We start from the raw sequence: 16,350 nt of genomic DNA on the forward strand, positions 1-16,350 counted from the left end.
CCCAACACAAACGCCCAGCTCAGCGGACCGCTGTCACTCACCCGTGAATGGACACCAATCACAGACCCCGATGAAGTTGCCCGCTACGATGCCCTTCTCCTCGGAGCCATCACCGGCGGGAGCGAAGACGCTCAGTTCACTCATGAGGGCCACGACGTCGTAGGGGTAGATTTTGTCTTCCGAGGAAACGAACGATTTACGCTTACCTGTCGCGGATACAAGAAGCTTGAAGTTGGCGACGGTGAACTTGGAATAGAAGACTTGCGAACCTACATACAGGAGCAAGGAATCCCCAAAGATAAGATCCTGGACATCCGCTTGCGGGTGGAAAACGAAGGCCAAAAGCCGTACTCCGGCACGCTCAAGGCGTCGCTCGACTTCGTGGTTGATGGCGAAAATGTCATGCTGACCCAGGGCCACTGGAGGAGTTTCAATGAAGATTACCTAGACCAACTGCACGCATCAGTTGATGGTATCTTTCTTGAAGCCACTGAACCAGATTTTCAATACATCATCGGCGAAGAGGGTGCCTTCAACGAAGCAGCCGGTAAGGTCGGGTACGTCAACGCTGACAAGGATTTCTCGGTAATCGTAACGAGCGCCTCAACCAAAGTTGAAGCCTGGGATCTTCTGCGTGACAGTACCGTGTACGCCGTGAAGCGCGGCCCAGCCCAGAAGGTTGGGTATGTCTGCGACCAGGCGAATCTCACGCTTGAGATCATCCGCAATAACGCCAATCTCAAGAAGCTGGACCAGGAGGTCAAGGCTTACTGTCTGTGGTTTATCTTCGCTCGTACGACTCCCATCTCTAAGATCTCGGAAATTGACTCCATCATTCTCAAGCAGAAGATCGATGATTGGGCGAGGCGGTGCAGGGAGCTGGGTATTGAGCCGAGGCTCAAGTTCTCCAGGTGTCCCGCTAGAACCCGGAGCCACGCTAAGAAGCACGTCTAGACTTCGGGCTACGATCCAGCGGTCGGTGGCGGTAACCGTGCTTGCGAAACGCATCGTCAAAGCCGAAGACGAACTCAGTATGGTACTGATCATTAAGCGCCATAGCGAGCGAGTCCACAAACGACGGGCCCGCCCTCGTCCTCGCTCAGGCGCGGGATAACAAGGCTGTAGGTTGAGGGGGGCAGCGTAAATAAGATCAACGTCACCAGCTTTGTATTGTTCAACGATACTGCGGGCGACCAAGGCGACCTCGCGCCTGCTGATCTTCTTCCGGATAGTATTCAGAGATTCGGTAAAGACCCACACGTCCGGCTCTCAGCAGCTGCCTCCATACCTTCTTCAAGGATGAGATGAGCAATCAACATCTCCAGCTATCCGACGCTCTCTTCACCAGCCGCCGGTACTTCGACGCGGTCATCGCGGAACATGGCTGGGGCTGGCTACGGGGTTCGCCCGCCGACCGCGATGCCGAAGCCACAAGAAGCCAATCCGGGCCCGGTGGAGGCTGGAGTCCAGAGTTCCTCACTGGAGCCGTTGGTTACAGCTGCCTCTATCTCATTACGGCTGCCCGGCAGGTCAGTAGTCTTGGTAAGCTGTTTCTCTATGCTGAGACCGATGATCTGGCTCTCACCGCTCCCGCGCTGATCCGTAGCACCCTCGAACATCTCGCTTACGCAAGCTGGATCCTCGACCCGCGCCTTGGCAATGCCCGCAGGCGGATAGCTCGCGGCCAGCTTGAGGGGCTGGCAAGTTCTAGATCATGGTCTGGGGTCGCGTCGAGTTTCGGCGATTCCAAAGACCGGGATCGCGCACGCGGGGAATATGATCTTAGGCAAGCGCAAGCAAAGAAGATTTTTTACTCTAGCGAAATCCAGTGTGATCAAGATAGTGGTGATATCTTAAAACTTGCTGGAGAGCGGAGGCCTCATACAGACAAAGCAATTGCGGGCTTCGGGGTCATCATCGGGGACCGCGCTTTCGGTAGGGGTCTTTACAAGTACCTGTGCGCTGCGGCCCATCCCACAGCCCATGCGATACAGGAACTACTCGTGGCAACCACCCGCCCCGACGGCAAGAAAGATTACCGGGTGGGAGTGGCCGACGATGACGAGTATTTCGCCCGCCTAGCCGCCACCGCCGCCCTTGGCTTCCACCAAGCCATGAGGCTGTTCGCGAGTTATTCCGGGTGGCCCATCGAACCGCTGGACTCCTGGCTTGATGAAATCCGCCCCGCATTCTCAGCGGTACTCGTCTGATCGTCGCGGGCTGTGCCACACAACTCCGATACCGCCCTATCTTCTACGCCCCGCCCCAAACTCCTCCTTCTCGCCCACATATGCCGGACAGTTCTCCCGGCTCCCATCGCATACCTCAAGGTGCAGATCCTTCAGGGCAGCATGTAGTTCCCCGAGGGCGGCCCGCTGCGTGTCCTTCAGCCGCCACCCGCCTTCGTGCCAGATCACGGTGATCTGTGTCAGGCCCCAGCCAATCAACCAGTGCTTGACGTCGAAGGCATATACACCATCCCGTCCGTGCCGGGGATGACGTTTCGCCTCTCGGCTCAAGGGTCGGCGTTTGGCTTCCATGCCATATATTGTTACTCCGGGGTGAGGCGCCGCCAAGCCTTGTAATTCTTGGATTTTGGCTTGGGGTAGCCATTTTCTATGTTTCGCGCGACTCCGGGGGTGTCGTGGCCGTGTCTTCGCGCAGGCCGCAGTTCTTTCCCGCATATCGCTGTGTCCGTAGCTACACCACCTGATGAGCTTGGCTTACGAAATGGCGCGACGGTTCCACAGCTTCGCCGCATCCGCAGCGGCAAATCGATGGGGCGGCCGGTTCCCTAGCCTGGGGTGCATCAGTGATCACGGTGAGTGATTTCCGGTACAGTTGATCCAGTTGCGTCTGGTATGTCTGGCTCGAAAGTCGCTCCACGAGGGGTACGTACAGCATCTACGCGCCGTGGATGCCCAGTGGCTGCCGCGTGCGGCCCGGGGGCTGCGGTCACTTCCGCCAGATGGGCAACCTTGTCGAGGTCTGCCACCGGAATCTTGATCATCATGTGTACCTCCTGCCTTTCGTGATCGAGGTGGACGGTGAGCTGAGTGCTTTCGTAGAGGCGTCGCTGCAACGCTTCCGGCGCCTGGCGGAGCTTGAGGTGCAGCTCGGGTAGGGCGTCGAGCAGGGCGAGGCTGTCTTGGCCTGGCCGGTCGGGTTCGGTTTCGTCCGCCGCGTCAAGATCCTCGATCTTCCCGAGGGCAGCCTTACGCTCTGCGTCGAGCTGGTTGTAGCTCCTGCGCAGTCCCTGGGTGAACGGGTCGTCGGGGTCGCCGTCCTGCGCCTGGCGAAGCAGGTTTCCCTGCCTGCGATCAAGATCGTCGATCTTCTTCTGGAGTCGGCCTCGCTCGGCTACTCGTTCCCGGGCGGCCCGGTCGTCGTAGGTCGCGAGTTCGGCGGTCAAGAGGGCGACTCTGTCGCGTCCGAAGACGCGTTCGGCGTAGAAGTCGGCGATCGCGGCCTCAAGGACGTCTTCGCGGATGCGGACGCTCTTGGGGTGTTCGGTGAACTTGTCGTCACGGCCTCGGTTGTTCGCTCGGGGCCAGCACTTGTACCAGACAGGTGCGCTGGGATCGCGAACGGTTCCGAACATCCGCCGCCCGCACGTGCAGTGGATCATGCCCCGGAACACGTAGGTCCGTTTGGTCGCGGGGTGACGATTGAGTTCGTTGTGCTCGCGAGAGCCGCGCCGGGCCTGCCGGTTGGCGTTGAACTCGTCGAACATCCACTTCGGGATCAAGGGTTCGTGGACGGGTTCGGATGACCACACCCACTTCTCCGGCCCGTTGACCGCCCCATGCCGGGACCGGGTCGCCCGCCGGTTGAACACCTGATAGCCGGTGTACTTCGGGTTACGCAACAGATCGGCCACCGTGGACTTCGACCACGCCCCTCGCGCCCGGCGGGCCCCGCCAGGCGGCTCGGGTGGGGGGTAGCGCGAGCTGTGGTGCACGGTGGGCGGCTACCGGGACGAGGTGCTCGCCGGCCTGGACGTCGAGCAGACGCCGGAGCGAATCGCTCTGCGCACCTGGCTCCCTTCGGCCCGGACGGTCCGACGTCGTTCCCGACGGGACAGTGCCGCGCGGCCGGCGCGGCGTTGTCCCGGGCGAGCTGGCCGACAACCGATGGCGTGGGCTTCAGGGCTTGCGGGCGACGGCTCCCCAGCCGCTGGCGTCGGCGTCGGTGATGTCCTCGCCGGTGCCGTCCGGGCGCCAGCGGAAGGGGACGACCAGACCGGGGTCGACCAGTTCCAGCCCGTCGAAGAAGCGGGCGATCTCGTCCCTCGTCCGCGGCGTCAGCGGGATCCCCTGCGCCTGGTACGTCTGCGCGACGCCGTTGATCTCCGCCGGGACGAAGTCGGCGGTCAGGTGGGTCAGCGACAGGTAGCTGCCCGACGGCAGCGCGTCAAGGAGGCGGCGGACGATGCTGTACGGGTCGTCCTCGTCGGGGAAGAAGTGGAAGATGGCGATCAGCGACAGCGCCACCGGCCGGGTGAGGTCGAGCGTGTCGCGCAGCACCGGGGCGGTCACGATGCTCTCGACGTCGTGCAGATCGGCGTCGAGGTAGGCGGTGCGGCCCTGCGGGGTGCTGGTGAGCAGCGCGCGGGCATGGGCGAGCACGATCGGGTCGTTGTCCGCGTACACGACGCGGGCGTCGGTGGCGACGCCCTGCGCGACCTCGTGCATGTTCGGCGAGGTCGGGATGCCGGTGCCGATGTCGAGGAACTGGCGGACGCCCTGGTGTTCGGCCAGGTGGCGGGTGGCGCGCAGCAGGAAGGCGCGGTTCTGCCGGGCGGCGGCGCGGGCGCGGGGGAACGCACCGAGGGCCCGTTCCGCGGTCTCCCGATCGGCGGGGAAGTTGTCCTTTCCGCCGAGCAGGTAGTCGTACATGCGAGCCGGATGCGGCTGGTCGATCGCCAGGTCGACCGGAGTCGGCCTCGGCGCGACCGAGGTCCACCATCCCCGCGCGCCACCGGCCTGCCCATCTGTCGTCGCCACCGACTCCCCCTCGTCTGGAAAGGACACGAAAAAGCCCACTTTGACTTTACGGTGGACATTCGTGCCGCTCCCCGGGCGGGTCTCCGCCCGGCGTCGACGGGACGCGCGGGGGCCGGTCAGGCGCCGTGGGGGACAATGGCCGCCCAGCTCATCGGATGCCGCAGGACGTCGTCCGCGATCGGTCCCGGGTGTGCCTCCCCACACCGCGCCTCCCTCGTCGTCCCACGCCGCGCCCGGCCAGCCGGACTCGGGGACCGGCGCCCCGTCCGGGACGATCCTCTGCGCGAGCTGCCGGGGGGTGATTCCGGCCGACGAACCGGCCCGGCTGACGGCGCGGGTGCGGCACGTCCGGTCTGACGGGGAATGAACCGGAGGATTCTCCACTTGTCTCCCCGTAGCGCGGCCGCGACTCGGCCGCCGCCGACGGAGAAGTGAAGAGGGGCACGCCGCCATGACCGATCTGATCACTACGCCGTTCACCGCCACGTCGACCGCCGCCGAGGTGATCGCCGGGGTGGACCTCACCGGCCAGCGGGCCGTCGTGACCGGCGGTGCGTCCGGCATCGGCGTCGAGACGGCCCGGGCCCTCGTCACCGCGGGCGCCCGGGTCACCCTCGCCGTGCGCGACGTCGAGGCGGGCGAACGGGTGGCCGCCGAGATCAGTGCCGGCCTCGGGCGGCCGGCGACCGGCGCCCCGACGCGGGTGGCCGTCGAACGCCTCGACCTGGCGGACCAGGCGTCGGTGGCGGCGTTCGCCCACCGCTGGGAGGGTCCGCTGCACATCCTGGTGAACAACGCGGGCATTATGGCCGCGCCACTGCGGCGCACGCCCGAGGGCTTCGAGCTCCAGTTCGCCACGAACCATCTGGGCCACTTCGCCCTGGCGACCGGCCTGCACCGGGCACTGGCCGCGGCCGGAGGAGCACGGGTCGTCTCGGTGAGCTCCAGCGCCCACCACAACTCCCCCGTCGTCTTCGACGACATCCACTTCCTGCACCGCGACTACGAGCCGTGGTCGGCGTACGGGCAGTCGAAGACGGCCAACGTGCTGTTCGCCGTCGAGGCCGCCCGGCGCTGGGCCGACGACGGGATCGTCGCGGGCGCGCTCATGCCCGGCGGCATTCGCACGAACCTGCAGCGTTACGTCTCCGAGGAGGACCTGGAGCGTCTGCGGGCGGCAGCCGCCAGGACCTCGGGCGACGGTACGAGCGCGCCGCCGCTGCGCTGGAAGTCGGTGGAGCAGGGCGCGGCGACCTCGGTGCTGCTCGCCGCGTCCCCACTCGTCGAGGGCGTGACCGGGCGCTACTTCGAGGACTGCCACGAGGCGGAGACCGGCGTCCTCGGCGCCCGCAACGGCGTCGCCGCGTATGCCCTCGACCCGGCCTCAGCCACCCGCCTGTGGCACGTCTCGCTCGACATGCTTCGGCGATAGTCCGTCGTCTCGACCATCCCGGACGCACGGACGCCCGGCGGGAGTCACCGCCGGGCGTTCGTGGTGCCAGCTCAGGCCGGCCTCGCTCAGGCCGATGTCGCCAGGGGCTCGGCGCCGTCGTCCGCGGCGCCGCCGGAGAGGTAGCTGCCCTCCAGCTCGCTGAGCCGGGCCTTGGCCTCCGTGGCGGTGCCGGCGAAGTCGACGACGCCGCGGCGCAGCACGTACACCCGGTCGGCGACCTCGAGCACCTTGCGGACGTGCTGCTCGACGAGCAGCGCGCCGACGCCGGTGTCCGCCGCCGCGCGCACGGCGGCGAGCAGCCGGGCGACGACGAGCGGGGCGAGGCCGAGCGAGAGCTCGTCGGCGAGCAGCAGCCGGGGGCCGCGGGCCAGGGCCCGCCCGAGCGACAGCATCTGCTGCTCACCACCGGACAGCAGTCCGGCGGTGGTCTTCAGCTTGGGCTTGAGCTCGGGGAAGAGCTCCAGGACCCGGTCGACGTCGCAGCGGCCGACTCGGAGGTTCTCCGCCGTCGTCTGCGACATGAAGATCGACCGTTCCTCCGGGACGAACCCGAGCCCGCCACCCGCCCGCTTGTGTAACGGCGCCTTGCTGGGCTCCCCGTCGACCAGAAGGTCCCCCGAGATCGGCCGCAGCTCACCCGCGAGGGTCAGCAGCGTGGTGGTCTTGCCGGCGCCGTTCGGCCCGAGCAGCGCCACCACCTCACCGGGCTCGACCGTGAGGTCGAGATCCCGGACCACGGGAACACCCTGGTAGCCGGCGCACAGCTTCCTCGCCTCAACCAGTGCAGTCATGTCGTCTGTCCTTCCTCTCGCGACCGCGCGCGGCCTGCCGCCCGTCCGGGACGCTCGGGTCCGCGGTCAGGACGCGCCCCCTGTCCACCCGGAACGCTCTCGGCTCCGACCTGCGCCCCGGAACGATCCCCGGCGGACTGGCCGGCGGTCGCCCCGTTCGCCCCATCCTCGGGCACGGAGGCGGTGTTCGTCGCCCCCTCCGCGACGGCGGGCTTCGCGGAATGGCTGCCGTTGGGCGTCGCCGGCACGGGCTTGGCCTCCTCGGCGGTCGCGGGCGCCGCCTCGGTCGAGGTCGTCACGACCTCGGACTTGTCGCCCGCGGTCCGCGCCGTGGCGGCGGACTCGGTCTCGGCGGACTCGGTCTCCGCGGCGCCGGTCTCCGCGGACTCGGTCTCCGCGGACTCGGTCTCCGCGGCGTCGACCGGAGCGGCGTCAGCCGGAGCGGGTTCCGAGGCGGATGCCTCCGCCGGCCCGGCGGGCTCATCCGCAGTGGGCGTCGCCTCGGCGGGCGTCACCTCGACCGGCGCGGCTTCGGAGCTGACGGCTTCGGAGCTGACAGCTTCAGAGCTGACCGTCTCGGCAGAGGGGACGGGCAGCGCCGCGGCGGGGGCGTCGGCGTCGTCGTCGTCGTCCGGCGTGGCGGTGCCGAGGTAGGCGGCGATGACGGCCGGGTCGTTACGGACCTCGGCCGGCGTGGCGTCGGCGATCTTCTTGCCGAACTCCAGCACCACCACCCGGTCCGCGGTGCGCATCACCATCGCGACGTCGTGCTCGACGAGCAGGATGCCCATCCCCCACTCGTCGGCCAGGCGGCGGATGAGGTGGCCGAGCTCCCGGCTCTCGTGCTCGTCGAGGCCGGCGGCCGGCTCGTCGAGCAGCAGGACCGACGGCGCCGCGGCGACCGCGCGGGCGATGGCCACCTGGCGGCGGACACCGTAGGGCAGGTCGTCCGGCTTGGAGTCGAGGTACTCCGCGAGCTCCAGTTCGGCGACCGCGGCCGTGGCGGCGTCGGTCATCGAGATCCGGCCCGGCCACACCAGGTCGGTCGCCATGACCCGCTTGTTCTGGTCGTCGGAGGCGGCGACCAGGTTGTCGCGCACGGAGATGTCCTCGAACAGCTCCAGCGACTGGAAGGAGCGGGCGAGGCCGGTGCGCGCGCGGGCGGACGGGGACCGACCGTGCAGGCGCTGGTCATCCAGGGTGGCTTCACCGGCGGCGTTGACGAAACCGGTGATCGCGTCGATGAGCGTGGTCTTGCCAGCGCCGTTCGGGCCGAGCAGGCCGACGACCTCGCCGGGCCGGACCGTGATGTCGACGTTGTTCACGGCGACGACCCCGCCGAAGCGGACGGTCAGGCCCCGCACGGTGAGGGTGCGCGGCGTGACCCGGTGGCGCAGCGGCTCGGCCGGCTCCGCGGTGGTCGCGCCGGCGGACGGGCTGGCCTGGGCGGACGCGGTGCTGTCAGGCGAGGCGGTGGTGTTGGGCGAGGCGGTGGTGTCAGGCGAGGCGGTGGCGCCGGCGGTCGCCGCGGCGGGCTGGCGGCGGGCACCGAGAAGACGACGCAGGCGCTGGGCCGTCTCCCTGTTGGCGTGGGCGATGCCGTTGCGGTTGGTCAGCAGCGTCAGGAGCAGGACGATGCCGCCGAACAGGTTGATCCACGCCAGGTTGGTGCCCTCGCCGAAGATGTTGAGGATCACCAGGCTGCCGACACCGCCGGTCACCAGCAGCGAGCCGTAGAGCGGGCCGGACAGGTAGCCGAGGCCGCCGATCACGGCGATCAGCACGACGTTGACCGAGGAGAACGGGTCGAACGTGATGCCGTACACGATGTTGTAGGACTGGAACGCCAGCAGCACGCCGGCGAGGCCCGCGACACCGGCGGAGACCGCGAACGCGTACAGCTTGGTGCTGAAGACGCTGATGCCGAGCGCGGCCGCGGCCCGCTCGTTGGTGCGCACCGCGAGCATCCGCCGGCCGGTGCGGCCGCGGCGGATGTTGGCGACGACCACGGTCGCGAGCGTGAGACAGACGACGCAGAACACCGCGTAGTTCGCCGGCTTGACCAGCGGGTCGATGTCGAAGCCGAACACCTTCTGCGCGCCGACCGCGAGGCCGTCGGCGCCGCCCGTCCAGCCGGAGCGCTGGAAGGCCATCTGCTGGACGGCGAAGCCGAGGCCGAACGTCACGACCGCGAGGTTGATGCCGCGGGTGCGCAGGGCCGGCAGCGCGAACAGCAGACCGCCGACGACGGCGATGGCGATGCCGGCGATCAGCGCGGGGATGAACGGCCAGCCGCTCTTCGCGACGAGCAGGCCGGTCCCGAGCGCGCCGACGCCGCCGAGGGCGATCTGAGCGAGCGAGAGCTGCCCGGCCCAGCCGGTCAGGACGATGACGGACAGCGCGAACAGGCCGAACGTGAGCGAGATCGTCACTGCCTGCAGCCAGTCGTCCGGCAGCACGGCGAGCTCCAGCACGATCGCCACCGCGGCCAGGCCGATCACGAGGAACGGGTTGAGGCGGCCGCTGCTGGCGACGGCGGGCCGCTCGCTCACGAAGCTACGCAGCGGAAGCGACCGACCCCGCACGATGAGAACGAGAATGATAGCGACAAACGGCACAGTGTCGACGGCGCCGGTCAGTTTCACATAGTTCGTAAACTCACTCTGGGTGATGCCGATGACGAGCCCGCCGAGCAGCACCAGCGGCATCGACGAGAAGCCGCCCAGCAGAGCGGCGGCGAGAGCGGCGATGAGCAGCATCGAGAACGTGACGACCGACAGGCCGGTGATCGGCGCGACCAGCGATCCGGCCATCGAGGCGATCGCGCCGCCGAACGCCCAGGTGAGGCAGGCGAGGAAGTTGGGCGACCAGCCGAGCGTCGCCGCGGCCCGCTCGTTGGCGGCGGAGGCGGAGATGGCGAGCCCCAGCGTGGTGAACCGGGTGACCGCCCAGACGACGACCGTGACCACGACGGCGATCGCCAGCAGCCACAGCCGGTCCTGGCCGACGTTCACACCGATGATCTTGACACCGGAGGACGGTAGCGAGGAGGTGACCTGCACGAGGCTGGTGCCGCCGTACCGGATGGTCGCGATCGACTGGATGGTGGCCAGCACGCCGAGGGTCGCGATGACCCGCGACAGCGGCGGCGCCGTGCGCAGCGGCCGCATGATGAGGACCTGTACCAGCACGCCGAACAGCGCCGCGACGATCGCCGAGACGACCATCGCCGGCACGGCGGGCCAGCCGTGCTTGGTCCGAAGCTCGTAGACGATGTACGCACCGGCGAGGGCGAAGGCACCGTGAGCGAAGTTGACGACGCCGGAGCCCCGGTAGATGAGAACGATGCCCTGCGCGAGCAGCGCGACGATGGCACCGCCGCCCAGCCCTAAGAGGGCGAACTGGAAGAACTCCTGCACGACGCGCTCCGGTGGGATTGCGGCGGACGCCGTCGCGCGGCGCCCGGTGGATCGACAGGGGGGACGGGGTACGCGACGTCGTTGGCGCGCACCCCTGGTTATGGGTGGGTGGCGTGGCGGCTACCTGCTCCGCCACGCCACCCGCCGGGTCGGAGGGGGCCGGGCGTGAACCCGGCCCCCGGGGTCAGTCGGTGAAGGGCTTGCCCGAGGTCAGGTCGACACCGGCGACCGGCTTGGCCGCCGTGAACTTGCCGTCGCCCAGCCGCAGGAAGAACACCCGGGCGCTGCTCACCCGGTCGAAGCCGTGGATCGTGCCCTTGGCCGACGGCGTCCACTTCGGCAGGATGCCGAGCAGGTCGACGTCCTTGGCGCTCTTGAACGCGGTGTTCAGCGACGACGCGCTGACGTCCCCGGTGATCCCGGCGCCCACCTCGGCCACCACGTGCACGGTGAGCCACGCACGCAGGCCCGAGGAGTTGCGGATGCTGGCGTCCTTGTCGCCGGCCTTCACGGCCGCGTCCAGCTCACGGTTGTACTGGGCGATGCCCGGGTACTTGTCGTCCGCGTCGACCGGCGGGTACGCGCCGACGACCAGCAGGTGGTCGTCCTGCGTGCCGTGGATCTGGGACACGCCCGACTGGATCTGCCCGTCGACGACGCCGAAGGTGAACGACGCCTTGGCCTGGTCGGCCGCCTTGATGAAGGCGAGCGTCAGTTCGGTGGGCAGGATCGACACGGCCGCGTCGGCCTTGGACTGGATGACGGCCTGGACGGCGGGCGCCAGGTCCGTCGAGGTGACGCCGACCTTCACCGCCGGCAGGGTCCGCAGACCGGCGGCCTTGGCCGCCTGCTCGACTCCGGCGACGTTCGCGGCGGACGCGGCCAGGTCCAGAGCGATGGGCTGGACGGTCTTCGCGCCCGAGGCGCGCAGCGCGCCCGGCAGGCCGGCGAAGACCAGCGTGCTGCCGGCGTCGAACTCGTAGCAGGTGGAGCAGGCGTACTCGGCCGGCGTGGCCCCGTTGAAGCCGATGTACGGGATCCCCGCGCCCGCGAGGATCTGGGTGACCTGCTGGCCGTAGGTGGAGAACGAACCCACCACGGCGACCGAGTGGTTCGCCACCGCCTGGCGCGCACACTTGGTCGCGTCGTTCGGGTTGTTGCTCTCGTTGCAGGTCTTTATCTCGATCTGCTTGCCCTTGATCCCGCCCTTGGCGTTGACCGCGGTCGCGGCCGCCTTCGCCGACGCGATCAGCTCCGGGAAGTTCGGGGGCTTGGAGTTGGTCGGAGCGATCACCGTGAGTGCCACGGAGTCGCTCGGTTTACCCCCACTACCCGAGCTGTCGCTACTACACGCGGTGAACGCGACCGCAGCGGCGCATAACGCCATCCCGCTGGCGGTGACGCGACGCAGAACGCGCATCCAGAACCCCTCCAATGTGATCTGCCTCTCAGAGCAACAAACCATACGCGACGCATCAGCATACGTCTAGCTCTTTTAAATACTTTGCTGACGTTGCCTGGATCCGGGCGCCCGCGCCTCGCCCGCCGCGAGCCCAGCCCCCTCACCCCGTACACCGCCCGCGACACTCGCCCGCCGGGTGCGCTCCCCCGACGCGGGGAGCACGCCCCAGCCGGGTTCCACGCCCATCCGCGTCGTGGTCGCCAGCTTGGCCCCGGACCGTACCGGGCGCCACCAAATCGGGGAAGACGGGGTCACCTGCGGCACTCGGGACATGAGTGGCTCGATCCCCCCAAAATGGTGAAAACTCCGCAACTGCCCATCTACGTTGCGTGACATAGCACACAATGTGATTCGTCACGCACTACACTGCGAGGGAAAACAGTGAACTGATCTTTCACACTCATGGCGTCCGGCCGGCACGCTCCCGCCTGCGGACCCGTAGGACGGGAGGCCTTGCGATGGCGGTCGCACAGGTACGAGCACCGAAGGCCTGCGAGATCGTCGCCTCGCAGTTGCGCAGACAGATCGTGGTCGGTGAATTACTACCCGGCGCGACCCTTCCCGGCGAGGCCGCGCTCTCCGCACAGTTCGGCGTGTCCAAGCCGACCCTGCGCGAGGCGTTCCGCATCCTCGAGGCCGAGCAGCTCATCCAGATCCGGCGCGGCACCAACGGCGGCGCCCGGGTGCAGGTACCCGATCCGGCCGCCGCCGCGCGCTACGCCGGCGCCATCCTCCAGTACCGGCGGGCGACGCTGCGCGACGTCTACGCGGTGCGGGCCGTCCTGGAGTCGAAGGCCGCGGGCATGGTCGCGGCGCGCGGGTCCGCGCAGGCCCTGCAGCGGCTCGAGGAGATCCTGCGCGACGAGGAGGCGGCCCTCGGCCAGGACCAGGACGTGGCGTTCTTCGACGCCGACTGGGCCTTCCACCTCGCCGTCGTCGAGCTCGCCGGCAGCCCGACGCTCGACCTGCTCATCCGCATGCTCTACAACATCATCGGCACGGCCACCGCGAGCTCGGTGCAGTCCCGGCGCCAGTCGGGGGACTCCCTGCAGCAGCGGTCCCGCACGCATCGCAGCCACCGCCGGCTGATCGCCACGCTGCGGGAGGGAACGGAGGCGGAGGCGGAGGAGTACTGGCACCGCCACCTGGCCGCCGTCGGGCGCTTCCTGCTGGAGGACCTGCCCGCCGAGACCGTACTCGACCTGATGAGCTGACCGGGGCGCACGGCTCGACGGCCGGGCGGGTGATCGACACCCCGCCCGGCCGCCCCTTACTGACGGGCGAGCGCGCTCGTCACCGCGTCAGAACGGCTTTCCGGCGTTGAGGTCGATGCCGGCGATCGGCTTGGCCTCGCTGAACTTTCCGTCGCTGAGCCGCATGAAGAAGACCCGGGCGTTGCTGACCCGCTCGAAGCCAGGCACGTGGCCCTTCGCGGACGGGGTCCAGGCCGGCTGGATGCCGTACAGGTCGATGTTCTTCGCGGTCTTGAAGGCGTCGTTCAGCGAGGTCGAGGTGATGTCCCCGGTGATCCCGGCGGCGACCTGGGCCACGGCGTGCACGGACAGCCAGGCCCGCACGCTGGAGGAGTCGCGGGTGGCGGCGTCCTTGTCGCCGGTCCTGCCCTGCGCGTCGAGCTCGGCGGCGAACTGCTTGAGTCCCGGGTACCTGGCGGTCGCGTCGAGCGGCGGGTAAGCGCCGACGACCAGCAGGTGGTCATCCTGCGACCCGTGGATCTGCGACAGGACGGACTGGATCTGCCCGTCGACGACGCCGAAGGTGAACGGCGCCCTGGCCTGGTCGGCCGCCTTGATGAAGGCGAGGGTCTGCTCGGCCGGCAGGACCGAGACCGCCGCGTCCGCCCTGGACTGCACGACCGCCTGGACGGCGGGCGCCAGGTCCGTCGAGGTCGCACCGACCTTCACCACGGCGGCGGTCCGCAGACCGGCGGCCTTGGCGGCCTGCTCGACCGCGGCGACGTTCGCGGCGGCGGAGGCGAGGTCGAGGCTGAGCGTGGTCACCGTCTTGGCGCCGGAGGCGCGCAGCGCCCCGGGCAGTCCGGCGAAGGCCAGCGTGCTGCCGGCGTCGAAGCCGTAGCAGGTGGCGCAGGCGTAGTCGGCCGGTGTGATCGGGTTGAACCCGACCAGCGGGATCCCGGCCTTGGACAGCGTCTGGGTGATCTGGTGACCCGAGGTGGAGAACGAGCCGACGACGGCCACCGAGTGGTTCGCCACCGCCTGGCGCGCGCACTTGACCGCGTCGTTCGGGTTGTTGTTCTCGTTGCAGACCTTGATCTCGATCTGCTTGCCGTTGATCCCGCCCTTGGCGTTCACGGCCGCCGCGGCCGCCTTCACCGCCGAGACGCCATACGGGAACGTCGGAGGTGTGGAGACAGTGGGAATGATGACTGTCAACACCACCCCGTCCTTCGGCTTCGCGGCCGTCCCCCCGGAACCGCTGCTACCACATCCCGTGATCGCGGCAACTGCGGCACAGACGGCGACACCACCCACGGTGGCGCGGCGTAACAGGCGCATCCAGAACCCCTCCGTATGTGATCTGCCTCTCAGAGCGCCACACGCTACGCAGGTCAGGACACATTCGTCTAGCTTTTCTAGATCTTCATGGACAATCTTCTCGCGATCAGTGCCCCGCGACGGGCGGCGGGCCGGTGTCGCCGCTCTTCCCGCCGGCCCGCCGGGGGCCTACCCGAGCCTCAGAGGGGCTTGCCGGAGTTCAGGTCGACGCCGGTGATCGGCTTGGCCAGGCTGAACTTTCCGTCATTGAGCCGCATGAAGAAGACCCGGGCGCTGCTCGCCCGGTCGAACCCGGGCACGTGGCCCTTCGCCGACGGCGTCCACGGCGGCAGGATGCCGAACAGGTCCACGTCCTTGGCCGTCCTGAGCGCGCCGTTCAGCGACGCCGCGGTGATGTCCCCGGAGATCTTCCCGGCCACCTGGGCCACCACGTGCACCGCGAGCCAGGCGCGCAGGCTGGAGGAGCTACGCAGGGCGGCGTCGGAGTCGCCGCCCTTGACCGCTGCGTCCAGCTCGGCCTTGTACCGGGCAAGGCCCGGGTACGCCGCCGTGTCGTCCACCGGCGGGTAGGCGCCCACGAGCATCAGTTTGTCGTCGGCGGTGCCACGGATCTTCGACACCGAGGACTGCACCGCGCCGTCGACGACCCCGATCGTGAACGGCGCCTTGGCCTGGTCGGCGGCCTTGATGAACGACAGCGTCAGCTCGTGCGAGAGGATCACGACCACCGCGTCCGCCTTGGTCCGCACCACCGCCTGGACGGCGGGGGCGAGGTCCGTCGAGGTCGCGGCGACCTTCACCGCGCTCATGGTCTGCAGGCCGGCGGCCTTCGCCGCGGCCTCGACGCCCTTCACGTTGGCCGCCGCCGCGGCCAGGTCGACGGTGACCGTCGTCACCGTCTTCGCGCCCTGGGACCGCAGCGCCCCCGGCAGACCCGCGAACGCCAGCACGCTGCCGGCGTCGATGGGGTAGCACGTGGCGCAGGCGTACTCGGTCGGTGTCGTCGCGCCGAAGCCCAGGTACGGGATCCCGCTGCGGGCGAGGATCGGGACGATCGACGACCCGAAGTCGGTGAAGGAGCCCGCGACCGCGACCGAGTGGTCGGCGACCGCCTGGCGCGCGCACTTCGCCGCGTCGTTCGGATTGTTGTTGTCGTTGCAGGCCTGGATCTCTATCTGCCTGCCGCCGATTCCGCCCTTGGCGTTGACGGCGGTCGCGGCGGCCTTCGCCCCGGCGATGACGTCCGGGAAGGTGGGGGGTATGGACTTGGTGGGAGCGATCACGGTGATGACGACGCCGTGCGGCTTCGCGTCGGATCCGGTGGAGTCACTGCCACACGCGGACATCACGACGGCGGCGCACAGGGCTATTCCACCGGCGATGGAGCGTCGAAACGGGCGCATCCACAGACCCTCGCATACGTGACCCAAGCCTCATAAAGCCACACCCCTCGCAGCTCGTCACAAGTGCGCCCAGCACAGACAGATCATTCACCATCTGTAAAAGGGCAATTACGGGATCTTGGGGAGAGTCATCCGGTACCCTGACGTGACCTGCGCGTTTTCCGTGGAAAGTGGCGGTCGCCACACGGAAAACAGCGCCACAACTCGGGGCGTCATAACGGGGCGTATCGACCGCACCGCCGGCCCAGGGGTGGCGGACCGGCGGGAACGGTGGGGCGGTGG

At 68.5% G+C, this 16,350-nt stretch carries 11 protein-coding genes; 4 read left to right on the forward strand and 7 right to left on the reverse strand.

Annotated features, from left to right (window positions below; genetic code table 11):
* Both C1A33_RS33660 and C1A33_RS34040 read left to right on the forward strand, forming a co-directional pair.
* Positions 1 to 954 (forward strand): DUF6119 family protein (locus tag C1A33_RS33660; protein ID WP_165818273.1); only part of this gene is annotated, 954 nt, incomplete at its 5' end.
* 350 nt (positions 955 to 1,304) lie between these two features.
* Positions 1,305 to 2,210 carry a hypothetical protein gene (locus C1A33_RS34040; RefSeq protein ID WP_133150595.1) on the forward strand — a complete coding sequence of 302 codons (906 nt, stop codon included), beginning with the start codon at positions 1,305 to 1,307 and terminating at the stop codon, positions 2,208 to 2,210.
* A 599-nt stretch (positions 2,211 to 2,809) separates the two neighbouring features.
* Here the strand turns inward: C1A33_RS34040 and C1A33_RS07400 are convergent.
* Together C1A33_RS07400 and C1A33_RS07405 are read right to left on the reverse strand one after the other, a co-directional pair.
* Positions 2,810 to 3,961 carry a recombinase family protein gene (locus C1A33_RS07400; protein WP_279354596.1) on the reverse strand — a complete coding sequence of 384 codons (1,152 nt, stop codon included), beginning with the start codon at positions 3,959 to 3,961 and terminating at the stop codon, positions 2,810 to 2,812.
* Between the two features lie 184 nt (positions 3,962 to 4,145).
* Positions 4,146 to 5,006, reverse strand: a complete 861-nt coding sequence (locus C1A33_RS07405; protein ID WP_243407286.1) for an SAM-dependent methyltransferase — start codon at positions 5,004 to 5,006, stop codon at positions 4,146 to 4,148.
* Between the two features lie 451 nt (positions 5,007 to 5,457).
* Between C1A33_RS07405 and C1A33_RS07410 the strand changes: the two genes are divergently transcribed.
* A complete protein-coding gene (locus C1A33_RS07410) occupies positions 5,458 to 6,438 on the forward strand; it encodes an SDR family NAD(P)-dependent oxidoreductase (RefSeq protein WP_101830782.1) in 981 nt (326 codons plus the stop codon).
* A gap of 86 nt (positions 6,439 to 6,524) precedes the next feature.
* On the opposite strand, the gene C1A33_RS07415 is transcribed toward C1A33_RS07410, so the two are convergent.
* The 3 genes from C1A33_RS07415 to C1A33_RS07425 form a co-directional block, all read right to left on the reverse strand.
* Positions 6,525 to 7,250, reverse strand: coding sequence for an ABC transporter ATP-binding protein (locus C1A33_RS07415; protein WP_101830783.1), 726 nt, complete (start codon positions 7,248 to 7,250; stop codon positions 6,525 to 6,527).
* Entirely contained in the window at positions 7,247 to 10,669 is a 3,423-nt protein-coding gene (locus C1A33_RS07420) for an ABC transporter permease subunit (protein WP_207770201.1), read from the reverse strand. The genes C1A33_RS07415 and C1A33_RS07420 overlap by 4 nt, the downstream gene beginning before the upstream one ends.
* Before the next feature lie 184 nt (positions 10,670 to 10,853).
* Complete coding sequence (locus C1A33_RS07425) at positions 10,854 to 12,089, reverse strand: ABC transporter substrate-binding protein (protein ID WP_207770202.1); 1,236 nt, start codon at positions 12,087 to 12,089, stop codon at positions 10,854 to 10,856.
* A 500-nt stretch (positions 12,090 to 12,589) separates the two neighbouring features.
* On the opposite strand from C1A33_RS07425, the gene C1A33_RS07430 reads away from it, so the two are divergent.
* Positions 12,590 to 13,345 carry a FadR/GntR family transcriptional regulator gene (locus C1A33_RS07430; protein ID WP_101830785.1) on the forward strand — a complete coding sequence of 252 codons (756 nt, stop codon included), beginning with the start codon at positions 12,590 to 12,592 and terminating at the stop codon, positions 13,343 to 13,345.
* Positions 13,346 to 13,432: 87 nt separating this feature from the next.
* Here the strand turns inward: C1A33_RS07430 and C1A33_RS07435 are convergent, their stop codons facing one another.
* Positions 13,433 to 14,545, reverse strand: a complete 1,113-nt coding sequence (locus C1A33_RS07435; protein ID WP_165818275.1) for an ABC transporter substrate-binding protein — start codon at positions 14,543 to 14,545, stop codon at positions 13,433 to 13,435.
* A 299-nt stretch (positions 14,546 to 14,844) separates the two neighbouring features.
* A complete protein-coding gene (locus C1A33_RS07440) occupies positions 14,845 to 16,068 on the reverse strand; it encodes an ABC transporter substrate-binding protein (RefSeq protein ID WP_101830787.1) in 1,224 nt (407 codons plus the stop codon).
* Between the last annotated feature and the right edge of the window lie 282 nt (positions 16,069 to 16,350).

This window comes from Frankia canadensis (genome assembly GCF_900197875.1).
Taxonomy (GTDB): Bacteria; Actinomycetota; Actinomycetes; order Frankiales; family Frankiaceae; genus Frankia; species Frankia canadensis.